Source organism: Micromonospora sp. AMSO12t (genome assembly GCF_008806585.1).
GTDB lineage: Bacteria > Actinomycetota > Actinomycetes > Mycobacteriales > Micromonosporaceae > Micromonospora > Micromonospora reichwaldensis.
In genome coordinates, this window is sequence record NZ_WAAS01000501.1 from 1 (window position 1) to 1,390 (window position 1,390).

A 1,390-nucleotide genomic window follows, 5' to 3' on the forward strand; every position below is an offset into this window, starting at 1 on the left:
TCGTTTGGATGATCCGGGGGGTGTTGTCGCCGGGTCGGGTGGCGTCGGCGGACCGCTGATAGGGACACGGCCACCCGTGTTGGGGTAGGTCTCTTCGTAACGTGGCTGCCGGCAGTCCGACGCCTGGACCAGCGGCCGAGGCCACGGGATCGATGCGTGGAGGCGGGTCTGGTGAACGACGGATACGGCGTCTACCTCGGCTTGGACGTCGGCAAAGGTGATCACCACGCGGTCGGGTTGGCACCGGACGGCAAGCGGCTGCACGACGCGGCGTTGCCGAACACGGAGGCCCGGCTTCGGCAACTGTTCGACAAGCTCGTCCGCCACGGCCGGGTTCTGGTGGTGGTCGACCAGCCGGCCTCGATCGGCGCCCTGCCGGTCGCGGTGGCTCGGGCGTGCGGTCATCAGGTGGCTTACCTACCCGGTCTGGCGATGCGCCGCATCGCTGACCTGTACCCCGGTGCGGCGAAGACCGATGCCCGGGACGCCTACGTGATCGCTGACGCCGCCCGCACCCTGCCGCACACGCTGCGCCGGGTCGATGTCGGCGACGAAGCGCTGGCGGAGCTGGAGGTCCTGGTCGGCTTCGACGACGACCTCGCTGGCGAAGCCACCCGGGTGTCCAACCGGATCCGTGGCTTGCTCACTCAGATCCACCCCGCCCTGGAACGGGTTCTCGGCCCGAAAGTGCAGCACAAGGCCGTGCTGGAACTGCTGTCGCGCTGCGGGGGACCGCTCGGGCTACGCAAGGCCGGACGTCGCAAACTGCTGTCCGTCGCCGGGCCTCACGCCCCACGCATGGGTGAACGCCTCGTCGAGCAGATCATGAACGCGCTCGACGAGCAGACCGTCACCGTCCCCGGCACCCAGGCCGCGGAGACGATCTTGCCTCGCCTGGCTGACAGCCTCCGAGATGTCCTGCGACAACGTGACCAGGTCGCAGGCGAGGTCGAGAGGATCCTCGATGCGCACCCTCTCGCTTCGGTCCTGACCTCGATGCCCGGCATCGGTGTCAGGACCGCCGCCCGGATCCTGCTCGAAGTCGGCGACGGCACCGCCTTCCCCACCCCCGGCCACCTCGCCGCCTACGCCGGCCTGGCACCCGTCACCCGACGATCCGGCAGCAGCATCCGCGGCGAACATCCACCCCGAGGCGGCAACAAACACCTCAAACGAGCCTTCTTCCTCGCCGCGTTCGCCGCCTTGGCCGACCCCGTCAGCCGCGCTTACTACGACCGGAAACGCGCCGAAGGCAAACGCCACAACGCCGCCCTCATCTGCCTCGCCCGACGCCGCTGCGACGTCCTATACGCCATGCTCCGCGACAAGATCCCCTACCAGCCACGCCCCACCAGCCCGGTCCCCGCTTGACGAAACCCATAGGGACACC

The 1,390-nt window shown here is 69.1% G+C and carries 1 protein-coding gene; it reads left to right on the forward strand.

The annotated features are described in order from the left end of the window. Positions 1-171: 171 nt before the first annotated feature. On the forward strand, positions 172-1,371 hold the full coding sequence (locus tag F6X68_RS32620) for an IS110 family transposase (RefSeq protein WP_151457828.1): 1,200 nt from the start codon (positions 172-174) through the stop codon (positions 1,369-1,371). Positions 1,372-1,390 lie beyond the last annotated feature (19 nt).